Annotated in this window: 26 protein-coding genes; 11 read left to right on the top strand and 15 right to left on the bottom strand. The window is 62.2% G+C overall.

What is annotated here, in order from left to right; genetic code table 11:
• Position 1: 1 nt before the first annotated feature.
• The 6 genes from BLU76_RS11220 to BLU76_RS11195 all read right to left on the bottom strand — a co-directional run bounded on the left by BLU76_RS11220 (position 2) and on the right by BLU76_RS11195 (position 6,828).
• A complete protein-coding gene (locus tag BLU76_RS11220; RefSeq protein WP_063320549.1) occupies positions 2–877 on the bottom strand; it encodes an ABC transporter permease in 876 nt (291 codons plus the stop codon).
• Complete coding sequence (locus BLU76_RS11215; protein WP_014337747.1) at positions 874–1,830, bottom strand: ABC transporter permease; 957 nt, start codon at positions 1,828–1,830, stop codon at positions 874–876. The genes BLU76_RS11220 and BLU76_RS11215 overlap by 4 nt, the downstream gene beginning before the upstream one ends.
• A gap of 43 nt (positions 1,831–1,873) precedes the next feature.
• Positions 1,874–3,517, bottom strand: coding sequence for an ABC transporter substrate-binding protein (locus BLU76_RS11210; RefSeq protein ID WP_092144564.1), 1,644 nt, complete (start codon positions 3,515–3,517; stop codon positions 1,874–1,876).
• Positions 3,518–3,603: 86 nt separating this feature from the next.
• The gene (locus tag BLU76_RS11205; RefSeq protein WP_092222757.1) at positions 3,604–4,878 is read right to left on the bottom strand and encodes an NAD(P)/FAD-dependent oxidoreductase; all 1,275 of its coding nucleotides are present in this window, start codon (positions 4,876–4,878) and stop codon (positions 3,604–3,606) included.
• A 36-nt stretch (positions 4,879–4,914) separates the two neighbouring features.
• A complete protein-coding gene (locus BLU76_RS11200) occupies positions 4,915–5,583 on the bottom strand; it encodes a haloacid dehalogenase type II (protein ID WP_092222755.1) in 669 nt (222 codons plus the stop codon).
• A gap of 360 nt (positions 5,584–5,943) precedes the next feature.
• Positions 5,944–6,828, bottom strand: coding sequence for a LysR family transcriptional regulator (locus BLU76_RS11195; RefSeq protein WP_092222753.1), 885 nt, complete (start codon positions 6,826–6,828; stop codon positions 5,944–5,946).
• Positions 6,829–6,923: 95 nt separating this feature from the next.
• Between BLU76_RS11195 and BLU76_RS11190 the strand changes: the two genes are divergently transcribed.
• From BLU76_RS11190 to BLU76_RS11175, 4 genes are all read left to right on the top strand, one after another.
• A complete protein-coding gene (locus BLU76_RS11190) occupies positions 6,924–8,060 on the top strand; it encodes a DSD1 family PLP-dependent enzyme (RefSeq protein WP_092222751.1) in 1,137 nt (378 codons plus the stop codon).
• Positions 8,050–8,454: a RidA family protein gene (locus tag BLU76_RS11185; protein WP_092222749.1), complete on the top strand. Its 405-nt coding sequence runs from the start codon at positions 8,050–8,052 to the stop codon at positions 8,452–8,454. The genes BLU76_RS11190 and BLU76_RS11185 overlap by 11 nt, the downstream gene beginning before the upstream one ends.
• Positions 8,455–8,618: 164 nt before the next feature.
• Complete coding sequence (locus tag BLU76_RS11180) at positions 8,619–9,800, top strand: NAD(P)/FAD-dependent oxidoreductase (RefSeq protein WP_092144552.1); 1,182 nt, start codon at positions 8,619–8,621, stop codon at positions 9,798–9,800.
• Positions 9,801–10,003: 203 nt separating this feature from the next.
• On the top strand, positions 10,004–11,452 hold the full coding sequence (locus BLU76_RS11175) for an aldehyde dehydrogenase family protein (protein WP_092144550.1): 1,449 nt from the start codon (positions 10,004–10,006) through the stop codon (positions 11,450–11,452).
• Between the two features lie 5 nt (positions 11,453–11,457).
• Here BLU76_RS11175 and BLU76_RS11170 read toward each other — a convergent pair whose 3' ends face one another.
• From BLU76_RS11170 to BLU76_RS11160, 3 genes are all read right to left on the bottom strand, one after another.
• Positions 11,458–11,850: a GFA family protein gene (locus BLU76_RS11170; protein ID WP_092144548.1), complete on the bottom strand. Its 393-nt coding sequence runs from the start codon at positions 11,848–11,850 to the stop codon at positions 11,458–11,460.
• Between the two features lie 65 nt (positions 11,851–11,915).
• Complete coding sequence (locus BLU76_RS11165) at positions 11,916–12,650, bottom strand: CPBP family intramembrane glutamic endopeptidase (RefSeq protein ID WP_092144546.1); 735 nt, start codon at positions 12,648–12,650, stop codon at positions 11,916–11,918.
• The gene (locus BLU76_RS11160; protein ID WP_063320537.1) at positions 12,647–13,576 is read right to left on the bottom strand and encodes a LysR family transcriptional regulator; all 930 of its coding nucleotides are present in this window, start codon (positions 13,574–13,576) and stop codon (positions 12,647–12,649) included. Before BLU76_RS11160 ends, BLU76_RS11165 begins: the two co-directional genes overlap by 4 nt.
• A 132-nt stretch (positions 13,577–13,708) precedes the next feature.
• On the opposite strand from BLU76_RS11160, the gene BLU76_RS11155 reads away from it, so the two are divergent.
• Positions 13,709–14,110 (top strand): RidA family protein, encoded by a 402-nt coding sequence (locus BLU76_RS11155; RefSeq protein ID WP_092144544.1) that lies wholly within the window; start codon positions 13,709–13,711, stop codon positions 14,108–14,110.
• Between the two features lie 120 nt (positions 14,111–14,230).
• Here BLU76_RS11155 and BLU76_RS11150 read toward each other — a convergent pair whose 3' ends face one another.
• The 4 genes from BLU76_RS11150 to BLU76_RS11135 all read right to left on the bottom strand — a co-directional run bounded on the left by BLU76_RS11150 (position 14,231) and on the right by BLU76_RS11135 (position 17,252).
• Positions 14,231–14,710 (bottom strand): VOC family protein, encoded by a 480-nt coding sequence (locus BLU76_RS11150; RefSeq protein WP_092144542.1) that lies wholly within the window; start codon positions 14,708–14,710, stop codon positions 14,231–14,233.
• A 69-nt stretch (positions 14,711–14,779) separates the two neighbouring features.
• Positions 14,780–16,081 (bottom strand): Nramp family divalent metal transporter, encoded by a 1,302-nt coding sequence (locus BLU76_RS11145; protein WP_063320534.1) that lies wholly within the window; start codon positions 16,079–16,081, stop codon positions 14,780–14,782.
• Positions 16,082–16,234: 153 nt separating this feature from the next.
• Complete coding sequence (locus tag BLU76_RS11140; protein ID WP_063320533.1) at positions 16,235–16,471, bottom strand: hypothetical protein; 237 nt, start codon at positions 16,469–16,471, stop codon at positions 16,235–16,237.
• Positions 16,464–17,252, bottom strand: coding sequence for an MlaA family lipoprotein (locus BLU76_RS11135; RefSeq protein ID WP_092222747.1), 789 nt, complete (start codon positions 17,250–17,252; stop codon positions 16,464–16,466). The genes BLU76_RS11140 and BLU76_RS11135 overlap by 8 nt, the downstream gene beginning before the upstream one ends.
• A gap of 223 nt (positions 17,253–17,475) precedes the next feature.
• Here BLU76_RS11135 and BLU76_RS11130 point away from each other — a divergent pair, with 223 nt between their 5' ends.
• The 4 genes from BLU76_RS11130 (at position 17,476) to kefC (ending at position 22,056) form a co-directional block, all read left to right on the top strand.
• Positions 17,476–18,186, top strand: coding sequence for a response regulator (locus BLU76_RS11130; RefSeq protein WP_092144537.1), 711 nt, complete (start codon positions 17,476–17,478; stop codon positions 18,184–18,186).
• Positions 18,183–19,529, top strand: coding sequence for an ATP-binding protein (locus tag BLU76_RS11125; protein ID WP_092222745.1), 1,347 nt, complete (start codon positions 18,183–18,185; stop codon positions 19,527–19,529). The genes BLU76_RS11130 and BLU76_RS11125 overlap by 4 nt, the downstream gene beginning before the upstream one ends.
• Positions 19,530–19,706: 177 nt before the next feature.
• Positions 19,707–20,228, top strand: a complete 522-nt coding sequence (gene kefF, locus BLU76_RS11120; protein ID WP_092144533.1) for a glutathione-regulated potassium-efflux system oxidoreductase KefF — start codon at positions 19,707–19,709, stop codon at positions 20,226–20,228.
• Between the two features lies 1 nt (position 20,229).
• The gene (kefC, locus tag BLU76_RS11115) at positions 20,230–22,056 is read left to right on the top strand and encodes a glutathione-regulated potassium-efflux system protein KefC (protein ID WP_092222743.1); all 1,827 of its coding nucleotides are present in this window, start codon (positions 20,230–20,232) and stop codon (positions 22,054–22,056) included.
• 6 nt (positions 22,057–22,062) lie between these two features.
• Here the strand turns inward: kefC and BLU76_RS11110 are convergent, their stop codons facing one another.
• Entirely contained in the window at positions 22,063–23,031 is a 969-nt protein-coding gene (locus BLU76_RS11110; RefSeq protein WP_092144724.1) for a GlxA family transcriptional regulator, read from the bottom strand.
• 91 nt (positions 23,032–23,122) lie between these two features.
• On the opposite strand from BLU76_RS11110, the gene BLU76_RS11105 reads away from it, so the two are divergent.
• Positions 23,123–23,905 (top strand): MBL fold metallo-hydrolase, encoded by a 783-nt coding sequence (locus tag BLU76_RS11105; RefSeq protein ID WP_092222741.1) that lies wholly within the window; start codon positions 23,123–23,125, stop codon positions 23,903–23,905.
• Here the strand turns inward: BLU76_RS11105 and BLU76_RS11100 are convergent.
• A complete protein-coding gene (locus BLU76_RS11100) occupies positions 23,902–24,765 on the bottom strand; it encodes an aldo/keto reductase family oxidoreductase (RefSeq protein WP_092222739.1) in 864 nt (287 codons plus the stop codon). The genes BLU76_RS11105 and BLU76_RS11100 overlap by 4 nt on opposite strands.
• 100 nt (positions 24,766–24,865) lie before the next feature.
• Between BLU76_RS11100 and BLU76_RS11095 the strand changes: the two genes are divergently transcribed.
• A complete protein-coding gene (locus BLU76_RS11095; protein WP_092222737.1) occupies positions 24,866–25,819 on the top strand; it encodes a LysR family transcriptional regulator in 954 nt (317 codons plus the stop codon).
• Positions 25,820–25,876: the final 57 nt, after the last annotated feature.

Raw genomic sequence — 25,876 nt, 5'->3', positions numbered from 1 at the left:
ATCAATGGCCTCCCGTACGTCGGTTGCGCCGCGAAGACAAGCGGTCGATAAACAGATTGACGCCGATGGTCAGGGTGCCGATGGCCAGGGCTGGAATCACGATGGCCGGCGCCCCCTGGTTGAGGCCGCCGATGTTTTCCCGCACCAGCGAGCCCAGGTCGGCATCCGGCGGTTGCACGCCCAGGCCGAGGAAGCTCATGCCGCTAAGCAGCAGGACGATGAAGCCGAAACGCAGGCCCAGGTCGGTCAGCACCGGGTTGAGCATGTTCGGCAGGATTTCCACACAAGCGATGTACAGCCGGCGTTCGCCACGGGTGCGGGCCACTTGCACGTATTCCAGGGCCTCGATGTTCACCGCCATGCTGCGGGCGATACGAAACGCCCCCGGCATGAAACTGAGCACCGCCGTGCAGATCAGCAGCGTCACCGACGAACCGAACGCCGAGACCATGATCAGCGCCAGCATCTTGCTCGGGATTGAAATGAAAGCGTCCATCAGGCGGCTGATCAGCTCGTCCAGCCACTTCGGCGAAACCACCGACAGCAGCGCGCAACTGGTGCCCAGCCCACTGGCCAGCACCGCCGCCACCAGCGCCAGGCCCACCGTGAAGCGCGCGCCCACGAGAATGCGGCTGAGCATGTCGCGGCCCAGATAATCGGTGCCCAGCGGATAAGTGGCGCTGAGGTTGTCGAAGACATTGTCGGAGACCACTTCACCCACCGGGTGCGGCGCCAGCCATGGCCCGAAGATAGCCACCAGCAACCAGATCACACACATCGCGGCGCCGATCAGGCCGAGCCAGGGCGTTTTGCGCGACACCTTGACCAACGCCGGTTCGGGCGCCGCAGGCGGGGATTTCACAATGAGATTGTTCATTGGTTTCTCAGCCTCGGATTGGACAGGATCGCGCACAGGTCAGCCACCAGCACCAACGCCAGGTACGCCGTACAAAACAGCATGGTGCAGGCCTGGACCAACGCCATGTCGCGGTTGGTCACGGCATCGACCATCAAGCTGGCGATGCCGGGATAGTTGAAAATCGTCTCGACGATCACCACCCCACCCAACAGGTAGGACAGGCTCAGGGCGATGGCATTGGCGATCGGCCCGATGGCATTGGGCAAGGCATGGCGCAGCACCACCCGCACCGGACTCACACCTTTGAGACGGGCCATTTCCACGTAGGGGCTGTCGAGTTGATCGATCACCGCCGCCCGGGTCATGCGCGCCATCTGCGCAACGATGACGCAGCACAGGGTCATCACCGGCAAGGCGTAGGTACGCATGAATTGCAGAGGCGAAGTGATCTCGCTGGAATAGGACAGCGCCGACAGCCAACCCAGGTTCACCGCGAAAATCAGCACTGCAAGGGTGGCGACCAGGAACTCCGGCACCGCCACCATCGTCAGGGTGAAGAAGCTCAGGAAGCCGTCGATGCGTCCCCCTCGCCCCATCGCCGAGCCGATGCCCAGGATCAACGCCACGGGCACCGACACCAGCGCCGTGGCCGCCGCCAGCATCAGGGTGTTGGGCACCCGGCCAGCCATCAACTCGCTGACCGGCGTGGCGTTGGAGATCGACACGCCCATGTCACCGCTGAGCAGGCTCATCAACCAGTGCAGGTAGCGCAACACACCCGGTTGGTCCAGGCCCATCTTCACCCGCAGCGCCGCCACTTGCTCAGGCGTGGCGAACTGTCCAAGGGACTGTTGCGCCGCGTCTCCCGGCAACACCGCCGTAATGGCGAACACCACCATCGATACGATCAACAGGGTCACGACCGCAGCGCCCAGGCGCCGGCCGATCAACCAAAGTGTGTTGCTATTCATCGCCCTACCCCTTGTGCCATGTCACGCCGCAAGACAACACGCATCAAGCGTCAAGCCAGACTTGCTCGGCGAACATATAGCCCATGAAACCGCCCAGCGGGTTGGTGCCATAACCTTTGACGCGTTGGTCGACGCCATCGATGTTGCTGATGAACACCGGAATGCCGATGCCGCTGTGTTCATGCACCAGGGCCTGCATGTCCCCGTACATCTTGCCGCGCTTGACCTCATCGGTTTCACCCCGGGCCTGGATCAGCAACTGGTCGAACTGCGGGTTTTTCCAGCCGGATTCATTCCAGGGCGCGGTCGATTGGAAGAATTGCGAGAAGATCATGTCGGCGTTGGGCCGTGGGTTGATGTTGCCAAAGCTCAGCGGGTGCTTGGCCCAGTGGTTGGACCAGTAGCCGTCGCTCGGCAGCCGATTGACGTTGAGCTTGAGCCCGGCCTCCTTGGCCGATTGCTGCAGCAGCACGGCAACGTCGACCGAACCGGTGGCGGCTGGCGAGCACATCACCGGCATGCTGATGCTTTCCATGCCGGCCTTCTTCAGCAGGAAACGAGCCTTCTCCGGATCGTAGGTCCGTTGCGGCAGGTCGGCGTTGTAGAAGCGTGCGCCGGGGGCGATCGGATGGTCGTTACCGACCCTGGCGAACCCACGGAAGATCGCCGACTTGACCTGTTCGCGGTCCAGCAGCAGTTTCATCGCCTCGGTGAACTCCGGGCTCTGGCCGGGCATCTGGTCCTGGCGAATGATCAGGTCGGTGTAGTTACCCGACGGCGAATCCACTACGCGATGGGTGGTGCTGTCCTTGATGCGCGTGGTCGAGCGCGGGTTGACCTCGTTGATGATCTGCACGTCGCCCGACAGCAACGCGTTGACCCGTGAAGGCTCGTCACCGATGCCGATGAATTCGATTTCGTCCAGGTACGGCAGGCCAGGTTTCCAGTAATTGGTATTGCGCGCACCGATGGAACGCACCCCAGGCTTGAACTCCTTGACCTTGAATGGACCGGTGCCGATGCCCTGGTTGAAGTCGCTGGTGCCCTCGGGGACGATCAACAGGTGGGAAATGGCAAGGATCGATGGCAGCTCGGCATTCGGGCCGCTCAGGCGTATCTGCACTTCATGGGTACCGGTGGCCTTGACCTCGGCAAACTGCTCGGCCAGCGGCAAGACCTTGGAACCGGTGATCGGGTCCTTGTGGCGCATCAGGGAAAACACCACGTCGGCGGCGGTGAGGCCCTTGCCGTTGTGGAAGGTCACTTCCTTGCGCAGGGTAATCACCCAGAGCGTGGCATCGGTGGTGTCCATGCGCTCGGCCAGTTCCAGTTGCGGCACCATGTGGCTGTCGAAACGCGTCAGGCCGTTGTAAAACATGTAATGGCGCACGTAGTCCGTGGACGATGAGCCTTTGGCCGGGTCCAGGGTATCGGCGGTGGAACTGGAGATACCGGCGACCCGGATACGCCCGCCGGGCTTGCCTTTGCCGGGGCTCGCCTGTTCATCGGCAAGCAGCTTGCCGGCGGCGCCGAACAGGCTGCCGGCACCCGCCGCGGCCACACCGGCCAGCCCCAGCATTTGCAAGGCATGCCGGCGTGACATGCCACGATTGAGCCCTTCGAAAACACGCAGACTTTCTGTACCGGTGATCAACTGGTCTTTGATGCCGTTTTTAGTGTCACTCATGTCAGTTCTACCTTTCGGAAAATGATAGGGCTCGATGACGTTGCGTTAACGCAACGTGGTTGAAACGCCAAACAACGCGGTGAAACTCAGTGCAGGTAGTCCTGCAAGCGGTAATACGCGCCGACCAGCGGCAAAAACCAAGGCTTGCCGAAGTGCCCGGGAATGGCCGGCCAGTCCAGTTCGCGCCAAGGGTTGGCCTCGACCTTGCCGGCCATGACCTCGGCCATGACCTGGCCCATGTGCACCGACATCTGCACACCGTGGCCGCTGTAGCCCATGGAGTGATAAACCCCGCCATGCTGGCCGGCCCGGGGCAGGCGATCGGAGGTCATGTCCACCAGGCCGCCCCAGCAATAGTCGATCCGGGTGTTCGCCAACTGCGGGAACATCTGCACCATGGCGGCCTGCAACACCTTGCCGCTCTTGGCATCGGAAACACTGTCGGACATGGCAAACCGCGCACGGCCGCCAAACAGCAAACGGTTGTCCGGGGTCAGGCGAAAGTAGTTGCCGATCATGCGGCTGGTGACATAGGAGCGGCGTGCCGGCAGCAAGCTGTCGATCAACGCCTGGGGCAAAACCTCGGTGGCGATCACGAAACTGCCCACCGGCACGATTCGCCGCCGATACCAGCCCAGGCCACCCTGCTGACAGGTACCGGTCGCCAGCAGGATCTGCGAGGCTTGCAGCGCCCCTTTGCTGGTGTTGACTCGATAGCCGCCGGCACTGGCCTTCCAGTCCTGCACCGCTACGCCCTGGAAGATCAACGCACCGTGACGGGCGGCCGCTTCAGCCAGGCCGACGCCGAAACGCCCGACATGCATCTGCACACCATTGCGCTGCAACAAGCCGCCATGAAACTGCGCCGAATTGACTTCCGCCCGCGTCTCCTGGGCCGAAAGCAACTCGACCTCGGCATCGACTTCCTTGCGGATCAATTCACAGGTGCGCGCCAACCCTTCGTAATGCATCGGCTTGGCAGCCAGCTTGAGCTTGCCGTTGCGCTTGAGGTCGCAAGCAATCTGCTCTTGCTCCACCAGCGTCACAACGCTGTGCACGGCGTTTTCATAGGCTTGGTAATACGCCCGCGCCTTGTCGGCGCCGAGGCTGGCGGTGAGCGCCGCGTAATCCTGGGCCACGCCGGTACTGCAATGCCCACCGTTGCGCCCCGACGCCTCGCCAATCACCCTGCCCGCTTCCAGCACCGCCACGCTGGCCCCCTTCAAGGCCAGGGCCCGCGCCGCCGCCAGGCCGGTGAAGCCGCCACCGACGATGGCGACATCGACCTGCCCGGGCAATCCGCCGAGCTGAGCACCGGTGAACGCCGGTGCGGTGTCGAGCCAATAGGACTCACTGCCCATGTCTAACCCCTTTCGCCTTCAAGCGTGCGTCGAGACTCAGAGCCCGACCAGAGCGGGCAACCCGCCGATGTCCGGGATCTGTTGGTAGCCAAAGGCAGCGTTGGCCGGTTGTTCATGACCGCGGGCGACGAAGGCCTTGTGCTTGATCTTCATGTCGTGGGCCGACATCAGGTCGTAGCGGAAGCTCGACGACACATGCAGGACGTCTTCCGGTCCGCAGCCAAGGTTATCGAGCATGAATTCGAACGCGGCCAGGCGCGGCTTGTAGGCCTGGGCCTGTTGGGCGGTGAAGACTTTGTAAAAAGGCGCGCCGAGCTTGTCGACGTTGGACATGATCTGCTCGTCCATCGCGTTGGAAAAAATCACCAGGGGGATCTTGTCGGCGATTTTCGACAGGCCCGCCGGTACATCGGCGTGGGGGCCCCAGGTTGGCACGGCGTCGTAATAGAGCTGGCCTTCGCCACGATATTCGACGCCCCAACGCTTGCAGACCCGCATCAGGGAGGTCTTGATGATTTCATCATAGGGCCGCCAGTCACCCATCACCTGGTCCAGGCGATAAGCGGAGAAATCCTTGACGAACTGGTCCATCTGCCCGGCATCGACACGGTCGGCGAACAGCTCGCGGGTCATGGTGCCCATCTGGAAATTGGTCAACGTGCCGTAGCAGTCGAAGGTGATGTACTTGGGTCGAAGAAAGCTCATGAGTGCGGTCCTGGATGGTTGTTGAAGGCTCGACGAGGCGAACATGGCGCCTTTCGTGAGGCATCGGTGCAACGCTGCATCACGTTTTCATTACAACACCATGAGACCGTGGATAAATCGTTAAAAATACCGGCCGCTTGGTACAAACCACCGTTTTGCGGGGCTCGCTCAGCAGACTTTGCGGGATGCTCCAGGCGTGGGCGTCGCGCCCGTGTTTCTTTGGGTTTGCGGGCAGTTATGGTGCGCCAAACGGCTCTGCAAAGAGTTGTTTTCGGCAGAATCTGCGCTTGGCGCAGCAGCTTCAGCATCCCTGGTGAATGGGCTCGCGATGGCGGTGGGTCGGTAGCAACAGTGTCCTGTTCAGACCTTCAGTTCGGCCTCCAGGAAACTCACCAACGCCTGCACCCGTGCACTGCGCAGTTTGCGCGAGGGCACCAGCAGATTGATTGGGGCGCTGTCGAATTGCCAATCGGCGAGCACCCGTACCAGGCGGCCGTCGGCGATGGCTTTGTTGACGTCCCATTGCGAACGCAGCACCAGCCCCAGGCCCTGTTCGGCCCAGCGTCGAGCCACGCTGCCATCGTTGCTCAACAAGACAGGCTTGATCCGCAGGGTCTTGCGCCCGTGCGCGTTGCGCAGGTGCCACAGGGTGACATCTTCATCGTTTTCACGAATACAGATACACCGATGCTCGGCGAGTTGCTCCGGCGCTAACGGTGTGCCGTTCTGCTCCAGGTAAGCGGGGCTCGCGCACAGCCAACGGTCATTTTGCGTAAGGGGCCGGGCGACCCACTGGCTGTCGCTCAGGTGACCGATGTGAATCACCGCATCGCTGTCATGACGGTCAGGCCAGGGCGTTTCCCGGAGATCCAGATGCAGGCATAGCTGCGGGTGCAACCTGGCAAAACGGGCCAGCAGCGGCGCGAGGCGTTGGCGTCCATAGCCGAACGGTGCCGCCAGCCTCAGGGTGCCGGCCAGTTGATCATCTTGCTGCCTGAACGATTCGGGAAGCGCCTCCAGCTGTTCCAGCAATAGCGCACTCTGGCGCGAGAAACGCTCGCCGTCGGCGGTCAGGCTCAGCCGCCGGGCGTCGCGATTGGCCAAGGTCAGGCCCAGGAGCGTCTCCAGTTTGCGCAAGCGCATGGACAGCGCCGGTGGCGAGACATTGAGGGCCCTGGCAGCGGCGCTCAACGATTCGCAGCGTGCCAGCGTCACGGCCATACGCAGGTCTTCGAGGCTGATCATTCAGTTCAACTTAATGATTGATGACAGCGCATTGAACCACGGCTTTACGATGACTGAGTAGAGTCGAGCCTGTCTTTCACCCGCGAGCCTCGTTCATGCCAGTCTCAATTGCTTCCCTCGATACTCCAGTCGCGCTCATCGATATGCCGCGAATGCAGCGCAATATCCAGCGCATGCAACAACGCATGGATGCCTTGGACGTGCGTTTGCGCCCGCACATCAAGACCAGCAAATGCCTGCCGGTGATCCGGGCGCAGCTTGCAGCAGGCGCCAACGCCATCACCGTGTCGACCCTTAAGGAAGCCGAGCATTGCTTCGCCGACGGCATCCGCGACATCTTTTATGCCGTATCCATGGCACCTGGCAAACTGGCCCAGGCCCTGAAGCTGCGGCGCAAGGGCTGTCGATTGAGCATCCTGACCGACAGCCTGGCGACGACGCAGGCCATCGTCGATTTCGGCAGGCAGCACGACGAGCGTTTCGAGGTCTGGATCGAGATCGATTGCGATGGCCATCGTTCCGGCGTGCGCGCTGAAGACGATGCACTCGTCGACATCGCACGGCGACTCAGCGAAGGTGGCATGCAGCTTTGCGGCGTCATGACCCACGCCGGGTCCAGCTACGAGCTCGATACCCCCCAAGCGCTGCAAGCCTTGGCCGAACAAGAACGCCACCTCTGCGTCAGCGCCGCCCAGCGCATCCGCGCAGCCGGGCTGGCCTGCCCCGAGGTCAGCATCGGCTCCACACCCACGGCACTTTCGGCGCAAAGCCTGGAGGGCGTCACTGAAGTGCGCGCTGGCGTCTATGTGTTCTTCGACCTGGTGATGCACAACATCGGTGTTTGCCAGGCGGATGAGCTGGCCCTGAGCGTACTGACCACCGTGATCGGCCATCAGCCGGACAAAGGCTGGATCATCACCGACGCCGGCTGGATGGCCATGAGTCGTGATCGGGGTACCCAGCGCCAGCAGCGGGATTTCGGGTATGGGCAAGTGTGCAGCGAAGCCGGCGACTGGATCGAGGGCGCCCTGCTCTGCAGCGCCAACCAGGAGCACGGTATCGTCACCCTTTCCAGTCCCGGGGACATCGATATCACCGAGCGGTTTTCCATCGGCAGTCGCCTGCGCATCCTGCCCAACCACGCCTGCGCCACCGGTGCGCAATTCCCTGACTACCGCGCCTGCGATGCCTCGGGCGCGGTGCACACCTGGAGTCGTCTGCATGGCTGGTGAAATCGAGTTGATTCACACGACCCAGGCGGCCGCAGCGGGCGGACATTACACCCAGGCGGTCTTGCACCAGGGCGTCTTGTACGTGTCCGGGCAACTGCCGGTACGCGCCGATGGCAGCCACAGCGTCGACCAACCGTTCGAAGTGCAAGCCGCCATCGCCCTGGACAACCTGATGGCGATTCTCGGCGCGGCAGGCCGCAGCCCCAATGACCTGCTGAAGGTGACGGTCTATGTCGTCGGCATCGAACGCTGGCCGGCTTTCGACCGGATCTACGCCCACTATCTCGGCGAACACCGGCCCGCGCGCGCGGTAGTGCCCGTCCCGGCCTTGCACCATGGGTACCTGATCGAAATCGAAGCGCTGGCACGTGTGCACGCCTTCCCGACGGCCTAGATGAACCTGTGGCGAGGGAGCTTGCTCCCGCTTGAGTGCGAAGCGCTCACCGCTTTTTTTGGGGCCGCTGCGCGACCCAGCGGGAGCAAGCTCCCTCACCACAGGGGGCTGGCCAGGTCTTGTATTGCTATTGAACCGCGGTCGAGGATTTTCGAGGGAATATCATGAAGCCAGAAAAAAGCGATGTACTGATTATCGGCGGCGGCATCATGGGGTCGGCGTCGGCGTTCTTTCTGCGCCAGCGTGGGCACTCGGTGACCCTGTTGGAACGCGATCTGATCGGCCAATACGCCAGTGGGGTGAATTTCGGCAACGTGCGACGCCAAGGGCGATTCCTCGGCCAACTGGAACTGTCGAATCGCTCGTACGGATTGTGGAAACGGCTCCCCGAGTTGATTGGCGATGACCTGGAGTTCATCCCCAGCGGCCATATGCGCGTCTGTTATCGCGAGGACGAAATCGCCGAGCTTGAAGCCTACGCCGCCGCCCCCGAAGCCCGGGAGCTGGACTTGCAGATCATCACCGGCAAGGCGTTGCACGCGCGTTTCCCGTTCCTCGGCGCGCAGGTCAAGGGCGGCTCGTACGCCCCGCACGACGGCCACGCCAACCCGCGCCTGGCAGCCCCGGCATTTGCCCGCGCGGCGACACGGGCCGGGGCCAGCATCCGCGAGCGAATGGAAGTCGCCACGGTACGAAAGGAGAATGACCATTTCCACGTGACCACCACCAACGGCCAGCTATTCATCGCTGAGCAACTGCTGATCACGGCGGGCGCGTGGGGGGCGAAGCTGTCCGAGCAATTCGACGAAGCGGTGCCGTTGGAAGCCAATGGCCCACAGATGTCGGTCACCGAACCTGTGCCCTATGCCTTGCCGACCGTGATCGGCGTGTTCACCAAGATAAAGGAAGAGGTGATTTATTTCCGGCAGATCCCCCGAGGCAATCTCATCATCGGCGGCGGCAACCGCTGCAAACCGGACATGATCAACCGTCGCGCCTACTTCAAGCCCGAGAGCCTGCTCAACCAGATGCAACAGATGAGCCGCCTGCTGCCCGGGGTGGCGAACCTCAACATCATCCGGGTGTGGAGCGGCATCGAAAGCTATACGCCAGACTCGCTGCCGATCATGGGCCCAAGCGGCAAGGTCAAGGGGTTGTTCTATGCCTTTGGGTTCTGCGGGCATGGCTTCCAGCTCGGCCCGGGCGTCGGCGACGTCATGGCCGAGCTGATCAGCACCGGCAGCACCCGCACCCTGATCAGCCCCTTCGATATTCGCAGGTTCACCGAACCGACCGCTCTGACAATGCCTCAGATGAGCACGCCCGGCACCGGCAGACTCATTTGACACAGGCGACTGGGCGCCCTTTTTGCCCTGGACGGGCGTCGCCATTTTTTTGCCAAGTTAGCCCGGCAGATACAGCAGATTCTTCTTTGCCAGGCTTGAGAACGGCATATCCCTTCCGGGCCGCTTTGTTAGTTTATCGAGAAGAAAACGGCCTCAGGATCTGTCGCCGGCAGTGCTATCACCGCTCTATGGGAGCCCGTTGGATGACCACCCCTTTTTTGAACACCTCGCCTACGTCCCAGCAGTTCTATATCAATGGTGACTGGCTGTCTCCGGCATACCCGGCCACGCTGCCCGTGGTCAATCCCGCTACCGAGCACGTCATTGCCGAGGTCGCCCGAGGGTCCGGCGAAGACGTTGACCGCGCCGTAGCGGCGGCTCGCGCAGCCTTTGCCGGCTGGTCTTCGACTGCGGTGGATGCCCGCGTGGCAATCCTGGGAAAGATCCATGCACTGATCCTTGAACGCAAAGAAGAACTGGCCCAGGCGCTCTCGCTGGAAATGGGCGCGGCCATCGGCTTCGCACGGGCCATGCAAGTGCCGCTGGCCGCCGAACACGTTCGAGTGGCCCGCGATGTGCTGTCCACTTACACCTTCCAGAAGATTGAGCATGGCACGGCCATTCAACGCGAACCCATTGGCGTCTGCGGCCTCATCACGCCGTGGAACTGGCCGCTGTACCAAATCACCGCCAAAGTCGCCCCGGCGATTGCCGCCGGTTGCACGGTGGTGTTGAAACCCAGCGAACTGTCGCCCCTGAGCGCCCTGCTCTTCGCACAATTGGTGCATGACGCAGGCCTGCCTGCCGGCGTCTTCAACCTGGTGAACGGCAGCGGTGCCGAGGTCGGCGCGGCCATGGCGGCGCATCCCGACATCGACCTGATCTCCATCACCGGCTCGAACCGGGCGGGCGCACTGGTGGCCCAGGCAGCCGCCCCTACGGTCAAGCGCGTTACCCAAGAGTTGGGCGGCAAGTCACCGAACGTGCTGTTGCCCGACACCGACTTCGCCAAGGCCGTACCGTCGGGCGTGATGTCGGCTTTTCGCAACGTCGGCCAATCGTGCAGCGCACCGACCCGCATGATCGTGCCAAGGAATCGGCTGGCAGAAGTCGAGGCGTTGGCTGCCGCCACCGCCAACGCGATCATCGTGGGCAATCCGCAATTGGAAGAAACCGTACTCGGTCCCATCGCCAACGAGGCCCAGTTCAATCGCGTGCAAGCCATGATTGAAGTCGGCATGAATGAAGGAGCCAAGCTTGTGTGCGGTGGCCCAGGACGCCCGGAGGGTCTTGAACAAGGCTTCTACACCCGCCCCACGGTTTTCTCGCAGGTCGACAGCGCCATGCGCATCGCCCAGGAAGAAATCTTCGGCCCGGTGCTGTGCATCATTGCCTATGACACGGTGGATGAAGCCGTCGCCATCGCCAACGACACCGTCTATGGGCTGGGGGCGCATGTCCAGGGTCAGGACCTTGATCTTGTGCGCGCCGTTGCGTCGCGTATCCGCGCAGGGCAAGTGCTGTTGAACTACCCGGCGTGGAACCCGATGGCACCGTTCGGTGGCTACAAGCGTTCGGGCAATGGTCGTGAGTATGGGGTTCACGGTTTCGAGGAGTATCTGGAGACCAAGGCGATTGTCGGCTTCGAATGAGCGCCCTACTCCTCAGCCCGCCCGGTGCCCTCGCGATCATGCGCGTAATGTCGGCTGAACGGAAACGCCGGCAACCAGGCCTCACGGCGCACGGTCCAGCTTTCGTAGGTGGGCACCAGTTGATCGGGGGCATCCAGCGTGCCGAGGTTCACTTCGATTTCATCGCCGGTACGGGCGAACACCGACGAGCCACAGCGAGGGCAGAAAAAGCGCCCGGCGTAATCCCGTGTTTCGCCCTCGATCGTCACGGCATCCTGGGGGAACACGGCAGCCGCGTAGAACAACGCCCCGTGATGCTTGCGACAGTCGAGGCAGTGACAGAGGCCAACCCGATACGGACGGCCCGAGGCCTCGATACGCACGTTGCCGCATAGGCAACCGCCGGTGAATCGGTCCATGGTGGGTCTCCTCTGTCGTCGAGCGATCGAGATACAACCTTCGACCGCGCCTGCCTGTTCCTGGTTTAACTCATCATCGGCACTGCGATCAGCAATATTGCCGTCCCATGGGTAGCGCTCGATGCCACGACGCCGTAGCGCATGCGAATGAGCCCGCAGGCCAGGCCCTCTATCAGTGTAAACAGCAACACGGGCCAACCGAGTGGGGTGACGCTCAAGGCGAGAAAAGCATGCAGCGCCGAAAACGCCACGGCACTGATCAGCGCTGCTCGCAAGGCGCTGACGTGCAGTTCGAGGTAGCCCTGCAGGAAACCACGAAACAACACTTCTTCCAGGGCGTTGGCTCCGTAGGCCAGCACCGTCATGCCGAACAGCCAGGCCCAATAACCTGGAATCGCCGTTTCAGCCCCTTGATAAAGCCGCAGCGGCAAGCCGATCAAGCAACCCACGGCGATGCCCAGGACCAGGCCAGCCAATCGATTGCCTTTGAATAGAACGACCAGTTGCCACAAGTCCGGCAACAGGCGCGCGCTCAACGCGACCAACAGCAGCGACAAAGCGCCCAACATCGCCAGGACGAACGGGTTGGCCAGAAAACCAATCTGCAGATCGCCGTTCAGGGACCACATGCCCAAGGGCGTCATCGCATCGCGCATCAACACGAACGCCAATAGCACAATCACGATACGCAACGCTGTCTGGGTCTTGGGCGTCAACGCGAACCAGAGGCCGAAGAGCGCCAGGCCCGGCAGCAGATACAGGGTGTAGTCCAGCAGTACAACGAGTCCTTCGGCGATCATTGCGCGCTTCCCTTGGCGTCAACCGGCGCATGTTGCGCCATCAGTTCCACAACCCAATCGATGAACACTCGCAGCTTGGCGCTGATGTGCCGGTTCGGAGGATAAGCCAAATACAGCGGCATCGGCTCGAGGTGCCAGTCTTCGAACAGCGGCACCAACTCACCCTGCGCTTCATGAGGCCTGGACATGTACTTGGGCAGCCAGAGCACCCCCAGCCCCGCCAAACCAGCCGCGAGGTAGGCGTTGCCGTCGTCGATGGCTAGCGAGTAACGCCCTTTGACGTGGAGCAGCTCACCGTCACGGCGCATGGCGTAGGGCAAGGATTTGCCGGTGCGTGCCCACAGGAAACCCACGGTGCGGTGGTGCGAATCTTCCAGTTCTCGCGGATGCGCGGGCAGGCCAAATCGTGCCAGGTAACTCGGGGCGGCGAAGACGCCGAGGGCGAGATCGCCAACGCGTCGGGCGACCAGCGACTGATCCCTCAACTCACCGCCGCGCACCACGCAATCGACGTTTTCATCGAGCATGTCGACGATGCGATCACTGACGCCCATGTCGATCTGGATGTCCGGGTATCGCGCGTAGAACGCCGGCAAGGCCGGTATCAGGATCATCGCGGCCAGCGGGCTCGGCACGTCCACACGCAGTCGCCCGCGAGGTAGCGCCTGGGCGCCGGACACGCTGGTCTCGGCATCGTCCATGTCGGCCAGCAGCCGGATCACCCGCTCGTAATAAACCGCGCCGTCGGCGGTGACATTGACCTTGCGCGTGGTGCGGTTGAGCAACTTGACCCGCAACCGTGCCTCGAGCTGCTGCACCAATTGGGTCACGGTGGTTTTGCTCATGTGCAGGGTTTCAGCCGCCTTGGTAAAGCTGCCCGCCTCCACGACTCGAACGAACGCTTGCATTGCATCAAAACGATCCATCTGTGCCTCGGGTGTCGATCCGATTGTTTGGATTCTACAAACAGTGATCGCCAAGGTTGCTCGTTTATCGCCAGGACACAAGCCCCTAGAGTGCGTTCAACGTTTGGAACCCACTCTTTGATGGAGGTACTCATGACACAGCGCGACGTGGTTTTCCCACCTGGACGCCAGGCACTCTATGAGCGCAATCGCTATTCGCCGGCGATTCGTTCCAATGGTTTCCTGTTCGTCTCGGGACAGGTCGGCAGTACTGCCGAGGGCTCGCCAGAGCCAGACCTGGAGGCTCAGGTTCGGCTGGCGTTCAACAACCTGAAGGCGATTCTGGCTGCCGCCCATTGCAGTTTTGACGATGTGGTGGACGTCACGGTCTTCATGGTCGATCCCGAATCGACCTTTGAGCGGGTCTGGAGCGTTGTACCCGAGTTCTGGGGCAGCGCGCCGCATCCGACGCTGACGGCGGTGGGCGTGACGTGGCTATATGGGTTTCAGTTCGAGATCAAGGTGATTGCCAGGTTGCCCGAAACCACCTCGTGATATCGAGTGTGGGAGCGAGCCTGCTCGCGATAGCGGTGGGTCAGCTTGCATCACTGTTGGCTGTGCCGACGCCATCGCGAGCAAGCTCGCTCCCACAAGGGAATGGAAGTGCTGCGCCGGCTAACCTTTCACCGCCGCCTCAATCGCCGCAATGTCGATCTTGGTCATCGTCATCATGGCCTCGAAGGCCCGCTTGGCAACGGCCTTGTCAGGACTGGCGACCGCTTCAAGCAACACACGCGGGCTGATCTGCCACGACAAGCCCCACTTGTCCTTGCACCAGCCGCAGGCACTGGCCTGGCCGCCGTTGTCGATGATCGCGTTCCACAAGCGGTCCGTTTCGGCCTGGTCTTCAGTTGTAATCTGGAATGAAAAGGCCTCGCTGTGCTTGAACACCGGCCCGCCGTTGAGGCCAATGCAAGGGATGCCGATCACCGTGAAATCCACCGTGATCACATCGCCCTCCTTGCCCGACGGATAATCGCTCGGGGCCTGGTAGACGGCGTTCACCTCACTGTCGGGAAACGTTTTGGCATAGAACTGCGCAGCTTCCTGGGCATTGCCGTCGTACCAGAGGCAGATCCTGTTTTTATTGTTCATTCCGCTTCTCCGAAAGGGACTGGACGATAAAGTCTAGCAGTCCCCCCGAAAGTTGCAGATGGCCGGGCCTCAGGTAAACAGATCGACCCCCAACTGGAACGCAACCCACAACGCCAGGCCCGTGGCAAACATCAACGCGATGTTCTCGAACAGGTTGTTGCGGTACTCCTTGCCCAGCAGGGACTTCTGGTTGGACATGATCAGAAGGCCCAGGGAAATCACCGGCAAGCCGATGATGTTCAGCGCATTGACGCCGATGGTCAGCGTGACGAAGTCCGGCATGCCGGGAAGCGACCAGATCAGTGGTGTCACGAGGATGAACAGCATGAACCATTTGTGCATCGGGTCACGGTGGAACTCTTTGCCGTAACGCTCCCGGCGCTCGGGCCGTACGTGCTGGAAGGCGTCGGTGATGAGCATCGGGAACGCCGTGGTCTTGCCGGATATGCTGGCGAACAGCGTGGCAAACACACCGATAAAGAACACGTACCAACCGATCGAACCGAAGAACATTTCCAAGGCCTTGCCCAAATCGCCCAGGGTTTTGACCTCGATGCCGTTGGGTCGCAGGATTTCCGCACCGACGATCCAGATGGCCAGGTTGATGACGATCCCGACAAACACCGCAAACAGCAGGTCGTTACGCTGGATACGCTTGTGTTCAGGCCCCACCCACCCCTTCTGGCGCATGACATACGGATGAACGAAGTTGGCGATGGAACCGGCCACCGCACCGATCACCGAGACGGCCACCAGCAACGCGCCGTGCACCCCTTCATCGGGCGGGATACTGAAGCCGATGGTGCCTCTGACGATGCCGGCGACATCCGGGCCGGACATCACCGCCAGGGCCAGGAACGCCAGCGTCATGATCGCCAGCAGTCCTTTCATCACGCCTTCAATCATCGAATAGATATTGCGCCCGACGAGCATCCACACCGCCAACACCACCGCCACCGAACACAGCAGTGGATAGTCGACCTTGAGCAACATGGCCAAGGCTTCGCCAGCTCCCTTGATCATGTAAGCGTTCATCAGGTGCCCCATGAGCAACGCATACACCAACAGGAACCAGGCGAAAAACGGATTGAGCTGGGCATAGCCTTGCAAGATGGTCATGCCCTGGTTATTGCAGAGCTGGAAGCGCGCAATGATGTTGACGATCAGGTAACGCAGCAGCAGAGAGACCGCCAGTACCCACATCATCGCGTAGCCATAATTCGCGCCGGCCACGGATGAAGTGATCAAGTCGCCTGCGCCCAGCCAGGAAAGGACCGCGATGATGCCGGGGCCGAGAAGCTTGAGCAGGCGTACAAAACGGCCTTGCGCGGGCGCCGCAGCCTGGCCTTCAGCGGAAGGAATGCTCGTCATGGATGGAATCTCCGTTATTTTTTTTGTGAGAAACGGCCACAGTCGAACATATTAGATACGACGTCGTACAACCATTATTGTTGCCTAATTATGTAGAAATGTTTCATGGTATCCGCTCCCTAGATACCGTTGCATTCCAAGAGCAAATTGCCACTAACCCCTCTCCTGCTCGCCGTTATCGACCATCCAGCGCACCATCCTCGCCAACGGCACCCGATGCTGCTGGATGGCGCACCAACTGACGTGCTCATGGCGATACAACTCGACATAACGCTTGAGCAGCACGTGGCGGCCATCCTCGGCCAACCGCAGTTCAACCTCACGGCAATGCAGCACATCCGGATCGAGCGTGCGCATTCGCCGATGCAGGACCAACACCTCGCTACTCATCAGCGGCGGTTCCGTCCTGGCATTGCGGATGGTCCTGCACTACCGCCCCCAACTTCCCTTGCGCGACAAAATCGGCACGCCGCTGCGCCGTTGCATCGCGAAGCGCCGCGTAGTAATCCGCCTGGGCCTGCAACTGGTCGGTCAGCGGCAATGCCTCGGCGCGGCCATCGACAACGCCACCGACGGTGTTGATCGTACCCAGGGTGTCGACGGTGCTGCTGTTGTCGCCGAACGGGTCGACGGCAAAACTCAGCACCTTGCCCGACGCGTCCCTCAGGTTGGCGCTGCCCAGCAACGGCAGTTCCACGATCGGTCCGGGGGCGACGTTCCAGACGCCGAAGGTCTGGCCGAAATCGGCCTTATGGCGCTCGATGCCCAGCTCGCCCGACACGTCGATCAGCCCGACGATGCCCGCCGTGGTGTTGATGACGAACCGCCCCAGTGTGTTGACCGAGCGTTGTGCATTGCCTTGCAGCAGGTCGTTGATGAACACCTTGGGCTCACCGAAGTTCGCCACGAAGTTGTGGACGCCGGCCTGGAACATCTCCGGCAACTTGAGATAACCACGGGCGACCGGGGCCAGCACATAGTCATCCACGGTCCGGTTGAACGCGAAGATGCCGCGGTTGACCGGTTCTGCGGGATCGTGAACGGTATAGGCCGCGCGCTCACACACGCCCGGTTTTGCAGCGGGTGTGCTGGAGCAACCACTGGCGAATGCCGTCAATACAACCACAACGGTGGATCGAACAAGCAACGGAGCGGGTCTGGTGATCGGCATACAGGGTGATCTCGGCGAGGAATGGGGGCTGCCTATGCCGGTTAAAAGCCGAACACTGGCTGTTTAACTGACTGACATCGGGGCCATCCTGCCGCTGTTTCTTTGCCTGGAGATTTCCGGAATATTGCCCGTCGGCAACTTTATTGCCGGATTGAAATATATGACGCAGGCCCTGGATTGCCCCTAGTATCGCCTCCTGTATTCATTACCCTGCGTGCCCACCGTGAGCCATTTATTACTGGTGGACGATGACCTCGAAGTCCTCGCCCTCTTGCGCAAGTTCCTCGAACAACATGGCTACAGCGTGGAGGTGGCCGCCGACGGCAATGCCCTGTGGCAGGCGGTGCAGCGTCGGGTGCCGGACCTCGTCATCCTCGACGTCATGCTGCCGGGCGACAATGGGCTGGTGCTCTGCCAACGACTGCGGGCCGAGCACACGGTCGGCATTATCATGCTCACCGCCATGGGCGAATTGAGTGATCGCGTCGTCGGCCTGGAGCTGGGGGCGGACGATTACCTGACCAAACCGTTCGACGCCCGGGAGCTGTTGGCCCGGGTGCGTTCGGTCCTGCGGCGCACTGGTGAAGCCAGGGACGCGTCGAGCGACGCCTCCCGGCCGATCCTGGAGTTCGAGAACTGGCAACTGGACGTTACCCGGCGCGAACTGCGCTCACCGGACAAGGTCATGATCCCGCTGTCCGCCGGAGAGTTCGAACTGCTGCTGGTGTTTGCCGAACACCCGTGCCGGGTGCTGACGCGCCAGCAGTTGCTGGACCTGGCCCGCGGCGAAACCTTCGAGGCGTTTGACCGCAGCATCGACGTCCAGGTCAGCCGCTTGCGGCGCAAGTTGGAGACCGACATCACCGGGGCGTCGATGATCCGCACCGTGCGCAACAGCGGCTACCTTTTCAGCCCCCATGTGGTGAAGCGATGAAGCCCTCGCGCTCGGGCTCCCAACGTCCACGGGACACGGTAGCGCGCTGGATCGCCCTGACCACCATGATCGCCATGCTGACCTTGTTGGCCCTCAATGAGCTGTTCAGCCTGCTGGCCGGTGCCTGGGCGCGCCCTCCCCTGATGGAAACCGGCCTGATGGAAAAGGCCGCCGCCATCACCCGCATCATTGACTCCGTCGCCCCCGCACAACGTCCCGCGATTGCCAGGGCCGCCAGCGACCAGGCGTTCAACGCACAATGGCTGCAACGGCATGAAGACGCGCGGTTGCCGGTGATCGACGACCCGGAGTTCAGTGAAGGTTCGACGCTCCTGCGCCAACAATTGGGTCGGCCGGACGCCAGGATCGAAGCCTACGAACCGGGCGATTGGCCGGCCGACCAACCGGATGCACGCTACGCGGTGATCATCGAATTGGCCGACCATTCGTGGGTGATCTTCTCCGTGCCGTCGCGCAGTTGGGGGCTGGGCGAATGGGCGCGCAACGGGATCATCATCGCGCTGATCCTGCTCTCGACGTTGATCGTCGCGCTGATCGCCACCCGGCACCTGGCCGCACCGCTGGAACGTTTCGCCAAAGGCGCCCGGCGCTTTGGCGTCGACCACCAGGCACCACCGATTCCGGTCATCGGCCCCCACGAAATCCGCCAGGCGATCCTCGCGTTCAATGCCATGCAGGCCCAGCTCAAGCACTTTCTACAGGACCGCACGCAGATGCTCGCCGCCATCTCCCATGACTTGCGCGCGCCGTTGACCCGCATGCGCCTGCGCGGGGAGTTCATCGAGGATGCCGAACAACAATCGCGCTTGTTCAGGGACGTGGACGAAATGCAGGCGATGGTCAACTCAGCCCTGGAGTTCTTCCGCGACGATGCCCGGCTTGAACACGCCACCGCGTTCGACCTGGCTGAGCTGCTGCACACCATCGTCGATGACCTCAAGGACGCCGGCACCGAGGTCGCGTTCAAAGGTGCCCAGCGCTTCGTCTATGTCGGCCGCCCCATCGGCATCAAACGCGCCTTGGTCAATCTGATCGACAACGCGATCAAATATGGCGGCCAGCCGACGGTTCGACTCGAAGCCGACGCCCACCGTGTGGACATTCGCATCCTGGACCGAGGGCCGGGCATCGACGCCCAATACCTTGAGCGGGTCTTCACGCCGTTCTTTCGCATCGAAGGTTCTCGCAACAAGCACACTGGCGGCGTCGGGCTGGGCCTGTCGGCGGCCCGGGCGACGGTGCTGGAGCATGGCGGCACGCTGACCCTGCGCAATCGAAAAAGCGGCGGATTGGAGGCCAGGGTCTCGCTGCCGCTTGACTGAAGTGCCCGATGTGACGATCCGCGCTAAACAATCAGCGCCTTCCTCGGTAGGATGTCCGGTTTTTCCGGCCTGGGCCCTGTTCCGGGAAGGCGCTCTTGTTTGTATCGCTCGACTCAATGCCATCGTTCGCGCTCACGACAGACAGGAATCGACGGAGCCAAACCAAGGAATTCACCGATGATTCTTATCATTTATGCGCACCCCTACCCCGACAAATCGCGGGTCAACCAGCAGATGCTCAAGCGAGTGTCGACCAACCCGGACGTGGTCATACGTTCGCTCTATGCGCTTTATCCCGACTTCGATATCGACGTCGAGGCGGAACAGCGTGCGGTGGAACAAGCAGAGCTGGTCGTGCTCCAGCACCCGATGTACTGGTACAGCACACCGCCCTTGCTGAAGCTGTGGATCGATAAAGTCTTCACCCACGGCTGGGCCTATGGCAAAGGCGCCACGGCGCTCAAGGACAAATCCCTGCTGTGGGCCGTGACCACCGGTGGCGATCAGGGGCATTTCCAGATCGGCGGCTACCCAGGCTTTGCCGCACTGGCCCAACCGCTCCACGCCACGGCCCTCTATTGCGGCATGCGCTGGCTGGAGCCGGTTGTCGTGCATGGCGCCTATGCCGCCGAAGCGGATGCCCAACACGTCCAAATCGAACACTATGCCGCTCGCCTGGCCGCCTGGAAGGAAGATTGAAGTGGAAACTCACAGCCTGATTGAAATGCTCATCTACCTGGCCTCGGCGACGCTGATCGTACCGATTGCCGTTCGATTTGGCCTGGGCCCGGTGTTGGGTTATCTACTGGCCGGGTGCATCATCGGCCCGTGGGGGCTGAAGCTGATTACCGATGTAAAAGCCATCCTGGAGTTCGCTGAAATCGGCGTGGTGCTGATGCTGTTCATCATCGGCCTCGAGCTCGACCCCAAACGGCTCTGGGCCCTGCGCAAGATGGTGTTCGGTGGTGGCGCCCTGCAGATGCTCGCCTGTGGCGCTGCCATTGGCTTGTTCTGCACGGCCCTTGGCCTGAGCTGGACGGCAGCGCTGCTGGTCGGCCTGACCCTGAGCCTGTCCTCCACGGCCATCGCCATGCAGGCGATGAACGAACGCAACCTGACCGCCACCGCGGTCGGGCGCAGCAGCTTCGCCGTGCTGCTGTTCCAGGACATCGCGGCCATTCCGCTGGTGGCAATGATCCCGTTGTTGTCGGCCCACGGCGACACGCCTTCGGGCACGGCGCTGTTGCTATCGATTGGCAAAATCGTCGCTGCCATCACCATCGTCGTGCTGTTGGGGCGCTACGTGACGCGACCGCTGCTGCGCTTCGCCGCGCGGTCAGGCTTGCGCGAGATCTTCAGTGCCGTGGCGCTTTTCCTGGTGTTCGGCTTCGGTTTTCTGCTGGAGGAAGCCGGTTTATCGATGGCCATGGGCGCGTTCCTCGCCGGCGTGCTGCTGGCCAGCTCCGAATACCGCCATGCCCTGGAAAGCGACATTGAACCGTTCAAAGGCCTGTTGTTGGGCCTGTTCTTCATCGGTGTCGGCATGTCGATCGATTTCGGCACCCTGATCGACGCACCGCTGAAAGTCGTCACCCTGACCCTGGGCTTCATCCTGATCAAGCTGCTGGTGATCAAGATGGCGGGCCGGTTCCTCAACGTCCCCGCCGGCCAGCGCTCCTGGCAGGCGGTGTTGCTGGGCCAGGGCAGCGAATTCGCCTTCGTGGTGTTTGGCGCGGCGACCGTGGCCGGCATCTTGACCGATCAATGGGGCAAGAGCCTGACCCTGGCGGTGGCCCTGTCCATGTGCCTGACGCCCTTGCTGATCGTGTTGCTGGATCGGTTCGAGTCCGTCGCCAAGAAAAACAAACGCGAATCCGACCTCGTCGACCAGCAGAATCCACGGGTGATCATCGCCGGGTTCGGCCGCTTCGGGCAGATCGCCGGTCGCCTGCTGATGTCTTGCGGCGTCGAAGTGGTGGTATTGGATCACGACCCTGACAACATCGAGACGCTGCGTAAATTCGGCGTGAAAGTCTTTTATGGCGATGCCACGCGCCTTGATCTGCTGCACGCAGCCGGCGCGGCCCAAGCGGTGGTGTTGATCAATGCGATCGACGATCGAGAAGACAACCTGACACTGACCCGGCTGGCCCAGGAGCACTTCCCCGCGTTGCAGTTGATCGTGCGGGCGCGGGATATGGGCCACCTCATCACCCTGCGACAGATGGGCGTGGAGGCGGCCGAGCGGGAAACCTTCGAGAGCGCGCTGGCATTGGGTCGCAGTGCACTGGAGCACATGGGCGTCGGGGCTTACGAAGCGCGGGAACGGGCGGATCAGTTCCGCCGGCTGAACCTCAAGATGTTGGAGGAGATCGTCGCCCAGCCGGAAGACGACCTCAAGTTTCGCCACGATGCCTATCGGCGCGCCAACGCGCTGCTCACGGACATGTTCAACGAAGACCGTGCCCGCCCCGTCGACAACTGGCAGGAACACCATCGCAACGAAACCGACAAGACGCCGGGTTGACCGGCGTCATACCCGCCCGAACTTGCGCCGGTATTCCATCGGCGTCAGCCCGGTCAACGCCTTGAACATCCGCTGCAAGTTGGAGCTGCTGCTGAACCCCAGCTCGGCGCCGATGCTGGCGAGGGGCAGCGTGGTCAACGTCAGACGCTCGCTGACCTGGTTCAACTTGATGCGCCGGGCGTAGGCCGCGACGGCCTGCCCCGTCTCACGGCTGACCTTGCGCGCCAGGGTGCGCTCGGACACCGCCAACTGGCTGGCCAGTGCCTGCACAGTGACCCGCTCGGCCGGCATCTGTTCGATCAACCCATGCAACTGCCGCAACCATCCGCTGGGTTGCTCGATCAGGGCAATGCCCTGGAACGCCGCATGGGGAATGGCTGGGCGCGGCAGCACCATGAGCCGCGTGATATCGCGCAGTACGTCGCTGCTGACACTTCGCTCAATGAGTTTTTCGGCGATGGGCAGGTAACCGTTCACCCCAGACGCGGTCGCCGTGCGCTCGTTGAACACGCAGTTCCGCTCGCTTTGCCAATGGACTTTTCGATACTGCTGCTGCATCGCCTGCGCCAGCCACCAAGTCACCGTCGCACCCTGCCCGTCCAATCGGCCGGCGGCGGCCAGCAGGCAGACACCGGTGCAATAGGACCAGAGCTGAAGCGATCGGGCATGGTTCGACAGCGCACTCACGAGGGCTGTCTGTTCAGCCAGCAGCGCATTCATCTGCTCGGCCGACTCGGCCCAGAAACCGGGAACCAGGACAGCATCCAGCCCGGCGCTGCCCAACGCCGCTTCCGCCTGCAGGGTCACGCCATGGGCACACACCACCGGCCCGGCCTGCAACGCGATGTAGCGGGCCTCGAACAGCGCCCGCCCTCTTCTGCGGTTGGCGGCATGCAGCAGATCGGCGAACGCGAACAGGCCGGCGGGCATGCAGCCGGGAAATAGAAGCAAACCGATTCGAAGTTTGTTTGTCATGGCCTGAAACGAATCAAAGATGTCAGATCCGGCCATTATGCACACGGGACCGGATCGGCACCATGAAGCACTCGCTCAACAGGAACGCCTCATGAACATCCAACAGATCCGTAACGCCACGATCATTCTTGAAATCGGCCCGTATCGCGTGCTCGTCGACCCGATGCTGGCTGGCCAGGGCACGCTGCCGCCGCTTCGCCTGTTTGGCGCCACGCAACGCAATCCGCTGGTGGCACTTCCGGCCTCGACAGCGCAGGCCCTAGAGACCGTCACCCATTGCTTGATCACCCACTGCCAGAAAGGCCATTTCGACCATCTGGACCGCGCGGCCAAGCGCTGGCTGAGGGAAAAACAGATCCCGGTCATCTGCACGTCCCATGACGCGCCCTATCTCAACAAGCGTGGCTTGAATGTCCAGGCGCTCGCCCAGGCCCATGACCAACCCACCCCATTCCTGGGCGGCACTATTCGCACGGTCCGGTGCACCCACGGGCGGGGCCTGGTGGGCAAGTTGATGGAGCATGGCGTCGGCTACCTGATCGAGCTGCCCGGCGAACCGAGTGTCTACCTCACCGGCGACACCGTGCTCACCCCCACCGTGTGCGAGTTCGTCTTGCGACACCAGCCACAGGTCAGCGTAGTTCCGGCGGGCGGGGCACGATTCGACATCGGCGGCGACATCATCATGGGCATCGACGAGACGCTGGAATTCACCCGTTTGTCCCGCGGGACCGTGGTGGCCAATCATCTGGAAGCGATCAGCCACTGCCCGACGACTCGCAAGGCCCTTGCCGCAGCCACCGCGAAGGCCGGTGTCGAAGACCGGTTGTTGATACCGGAAGATGGCGAGACGTTGGTTTTCCAGGCGGCCTAGGCCAATGCGTCCAGCTCGGCAAGCATCGGCGCAGGGATCTTCAGCTCACTCGCCGTGAGGTTTTCCCGCAGGTGCGCCAGGGACGATGTGCCGGGAATCAGCAGCAGATTCGGCGCACGTTGCAGCAACCACGCCAGGGCCACGCACAGCGGTGACGCCTGCAAGCGCGCCGCCACGCTGGAAAGGGTTTGCGATTGCAGCGGTGTGAAGCCGCCCAAGGGGAAGAACGGCACGTAGGCGATGCCCTGCCGGCCCAGGTCGGCGATGAGGTGTTCGTCGTCGCGATGGGTCAGGTTGTAGTGGTTCTGCACGCAGACCACCTGGGCAATGCCTTGGGCCTGCTTGACCTGCGCGGCCGTGACGTTGCTCAGCCCCAGGTGACGGATGAGGCCCTGGCGCTGCAGCTCGGCCAGTGTCGTGAACGATTCCTCAATGGAATCTTCCGTGGGCGAATGCAGGTCGCCCCACACCCGCAGGTTGACCACGTCCAATACCTCCACATCCAGGTTGCGCAGATTGTCGTGGACCGCCCGGGTCAGCTCGGCGGGGCTGTGGGCCGGGTTCCAGGACGCATCGGCACCGCGCACGGCACCGACCTTGGTCACGATGACCAGGTCCTGGGCATAAGGGTGCAGCGCTTCACGGATCAGTTGGTTGGTGACATGGGGCCCATAGAAATCGGCGGTGTCGATGTGGTTGACCCCGCTCGCCAATGCTTCGCGCAGCACAGCGACGGCCACCGCCGGGTCTTTCGGCGGTCCGAAGACCTGGGGCCCCGCCAACTGCATCGCGCCGTAACCCATGCGATTGACCGTGCGATCGCCCAGTAAAAAGCTGCCTGCCTTGCCTGCAATGTTCATCTCGTAGCCCTCGGATCAATGTGCGTGGGCCGACTATAGACGTTGACCATTCTCATGATAATCAGGTGCAATCAGCACAGGTTGTACGGCAGAGAGAACAATGGCGACGGATATTCAAGACTTGCTGGCCTTCGTGGCCGTGGTCAACGCGAAGGGCTTTCGTGAAGGCGCGCGGCTGAGCGGCAAGTCTGCCTCAAGCCTGAGCGACGCCGTACGCCGGATGGAGAGCCGGCTCGGCGTACGCCTGCTCAATCGCACTACCCGCAGCGTGGTACCGACCGAGGCCGGTGCCCGGTTGATGGAACGCATCGTCCCGGCCCTGGGCGAGGTCGAGGCGGCCATGGACGTGGTCAACGACTTTCGCGACCGTCCTTCGGGCACCCTCAGGCTGAACGTGCCAGTCAGCGCGGCCCGGCTGGTGTTGCCGGCGATTATCACGCCGTTCCTGAAAAGCTATCCCGACATCCGCCTGGAAGTGGTCACCGAAGAAAGCTTCGTCGACATGCTGGCGGCCGGGTGTGACGCTGGCATTCGCTACGACGAGCGCCTGGAGCAGGACATGATCGCCATCCCCATCGGCCCACGGTTCCAGCGCTTCGCCACGGCCGCCGCCCCGGCATACCTCGATGCCCGGGGCAGGCCGGAACATCCCAGAGACCTGCTGGAACACGCGTGCCTGCGGGGCAAGTTCCCCAGCGGTGCCATGCCGCTGTGGGAGTATGAGCGCGGCGGCGAAACCATCAGCGTCGACCCGAGCGGCCCGTTGATCACGCGCATTGGCGGTGCGGTGGACCTGTCGGTGCAAGCCGCTGTAGACGGTCTGGGCATCGTCTACCTGTTCGAAGACTGGTTACGACCGTACCTGGACAGCGGCGCCCTCGAACCGGTACTCGAACCCTGGTGGCAGCGCTTTACCGGCCCATTTCTCTACTACCCCGGCCGCCGCTACCTGCCCTCGCCATTGAGGGCTTTCGTGGACTACATCAACGCACAACAGTGTGGGAGCGAGCCTGCTCGCGAAGGCGTCGGCACAGCCAACCTCTCTGCAAACTGACACACCGCCCGCTCGTCTCCCCGCCGCAAGGATTTTCGAACCAAGCCATTCGCCACG

The sequence above is a fragment of the Pseudomonas sp. NFACC08-1 genome (assembly GCF_900106735.1).
In the GTDB taxonomy this organism is placed as follows: Bacteria; Pseudomonadota; Gammaproteobacteria; order Pseudomonadales; family Pseudomonadaceae; genus Aquipseudomonas; species Aquipseudomonas fluorescens_Q.
This window is presented reverse-complemented; position numbering and strand designations above follow the sequence as displayed.

What these genes read in the sequence shown, in the direction of transcription:
- BLU76_RS11220 (WP_063320549.1), bottom strand. Translation starts at nt 877, where the DNA reads ATGAACAATCTCATTGTGAAATCCCCGCCTGCGGCGCCCGAACCGGCG.
- BLU76_RS11215 (WP_014337747.1), bottom strand. Translation starts at nt 1,830, where the DNA reads ATGAATAGCAACACACTTTGGTTGATCGGCCGGCGCCTGGGCGCTGCG.
- BLU76_RS11210 (WP_092144564.1), bottom strand. Translation starts at nt 3,517, where the DNA reads ATGAGTGACACTAAAAACGGCATCAAAGACCAGTTGATCACCGGTACA.
- BLU76_RS11205 (WP_092222757.1), bottom strand. Translation starts at nt 4,878, where the DNA reads ATGGGCAGTGAGTCCTATTGGCTCGACACCGCACCGGCGTTCACCGGT.
- BLU76_RS11200 (WP_092222755.1), bottom strand. Translation starts at nt 5,583, where the DNA reads ATGAGCTTTCTTCGACCCAAGTACATCACCTTCGACTGCTACGGCACG.
- BLU76_RS11195 (WP_092222753.1), bottom strand. Translation starts at nt 6,828, where the DNA reads ATGATCAGCCTCGAAGACCTGCGTATGGCCGTGACGCTGGCACGCTGC.
- BLU76_RS11190 (WP_092222751.1), top strand. Translation starts at nt 6,924, where the DNA reads ATGCCAGTCTCAATTGCTTCCCTCGATACTCCAGTCGCGCTCATCGAT.
- BLU76_RS11185 (WP_092222749.1), top strand. Translation starts at nt 8,050, where the DNA reads ATGGCTGGTGAAATCGAGTTGATTCACACGACCCAGGCGGCCGCAGCG.
- BLU76_RS11180 (WP_092144552.1), top strand. Translation starts at nt 8,619, where the DNA reads ATGAAGCCAGAAAAAAGCGATGTACTGATTATCGGCGGCGGCATCATG.
- BLU76_RS11175 (WP_092144550.1), top strand. Translation starts at nt 10,004, where the DNA reads ATGACCACCCCTTTTTTGAACACCTCGCCTACGTCCCAGCAGTTCTAT.
- BLU76_RS11170 (WP_092144548.1), bottom strand. Translation starts at nt 11,850, where the DNA reads ATGGACCGATTCACCGGCGGTTGCCTATGCGGCAACGTGCGTATCGAG.
- BLU76_RS11165 (WP_092144546.1), bottom strand. Translation starts at nt 12,650, where the DNA reads ATGATCGCCGAAGGACTCGTTGTACTGCTGGACTACACCCTGTATCTG.
- BLU76_RS11160 (WP_063320537.1), bottom strand. Translation starts at nt 13,576, where the DNA reads ATGGATCGTTTTGATGCAATGCAAGCGTTCGTTCGAGTCGTGGAGGCG.
- BLU76_RS11155 (WP_092144544.1), top strand. Translation starts at nt 13,709, where the DNA reads ATGACACAGCGCGACGTGGTTTTCCCACCTGGACGCCAGGCACTCTAT.
- BLU76_RS11150 (WP_092144542.1), bottom strand. Translation starts at nt 14,710, where the DNA reads ATGAACAATAAAAACAGGATCTGCCTCTGGTACGACGGCAATGCCCAG.
- BLU76_RS11145 (WP_063320534.1), bottom strand. Translation starts at nt 16,081, where the DNA reads ATGACGAGCATTCCTTCCGCTGAAGGCCAGGCTGCGGCGCCCGCGCAA.
- BLU76_RS11140 (WP_063320533.1), bottom strand. Translation starts at nt 16,471, where the DNA reads ATGAGTAGCGAGGTGTTGGTCCTGCATCGGCGAATGCGCACGCTCGAT.
- BLU76_RS11135 (WP_092222747.1), bottom strand. Translation starts at nt 17,252, where the DNA reads ATGCCGATCACCAGACCCGCTCCGTTGCTTGTTCGATCCACCGTTGTG.
- BLU76_RS11125 (WP_092222745.1), top strand. Translation starts at nt 18,183, where the DNA reads ATGAAGCCCTCGCGCTCGGGCTCCCAACGTCCACGGGACACGGTAGCG.
- kefF (WP_092144533.1), top strand. Translation starts at nt 19,707, where the DNA reads ATGATTCTTATCATTTATGCGCACCCCTACCCCGACAAATCGCGGGTC.
- BLU76_RS11110 (WP_092144724.1), bottom strand. Translation starts at nt 23,031, where the DNA reads ATGACAAACAAACTTCGAATCGGTTTGCTTCTATTTCCCGGCTGCATG.
- BLU76_RS11105 (WP_092222741.1), top strand. Translation starts at nt 23,123, where the DNA reads ATGAACATCCAACAGATCCGTAACGCCACGATCATTCTTGAAATCGGC.
- BLU76_RS11100 (WP_092222739.1), bottom strand. Translation starts at nt 24,765, where the DNA reads ATGAACATTGCAGGCAAGGCAGGCAGCTTTTTACTGGGCGATCGCACG.
- BLU76_RS11095 (WP_092222737.1), top strand. Translation starts at nt 24,866, where the DNA reads ATGGCGACGGATATTCAAGACTTGCTGGCCTTCGTGGCCGTGGTCAAC.